We start from the raw sequence: 616 nt of genomic DNA, 5'->3' as shown, positions 1-616 counted from the left end.
GCCATGCTCTGCTCGGCGCTCGCATTCGCGCCCTTGCCGAGCGCGACGCTCGCGTCGCCCGTCGCCGACGCCGAATTGCCGAGCGCCGTGCCGTCCACACCCGCGGCCAACGCGTTCACGCCGACCGCCGAGCCGTTCGCGCCCGATGCCGTCGCGCCGGTGCCGGCCGCCATGCTCTGCTCGGCGCTCGCGTTCGCGCCCTTGCCGAGTGCGATGCTCTCATCGCCCGTCGCCGATGCCGAATTGCCGAGCGCCGTGCTGTCCACACCCGTCGCCGACGCATTCACGCCGACCGCCGAGCTGTTCGCGCCCGATGCCGTCGCGCCGGTGCCAGCCGCCATGCTCTGGTCGGCGCTTGCGTTCGCGCCCTTGCCGAGTGCGATGCTCTCATCGCCCGTGGCCGATGCCGAATTGCCGAGCGCGGTGCTATCCACACCCGTCGCCGACGCGTGCACACCCACCGCCGAGCTGTTCACGCCCGATGCCGTCGCGCCGGTGCCGGCCGCCATGCTCTGGTCGGCGCTTGCGTTCGCGCCCTTGCCGAGTGCGATGCTCTCATCGCCCGTCGCCGATGCCGAATTGCCGAGCGCCGTGCTGTCCACACCCGTCGCCGACG

1 pseudogene is annotated in these 616 nt (G+C 72.7%); it reads right to left on the bottom strand.

The window, feature by feature from the left end:
• Nucleotides 1–616: pseudogene (locus KPB06_RS34415) on the bottom strand (hypothetical protein); the annotation flags it as partial.

This window comes from Burkholderia semiarida (assembly GCF_029268935.1).
In the GTDB taxonomy this organism is placed as follows: domain Bacteria; phylum Pseudomonadota; class Gammaproteobacteria; order Burkholderiales; family Burkholderiaceae; genus Burkholderia; species Burkholderia semiarida.
The sequence above is the reverse complement of the archived record's forward strand: the minus strand, read 5'-3'. Positions and strand labels throughout refer to the sequence as shown.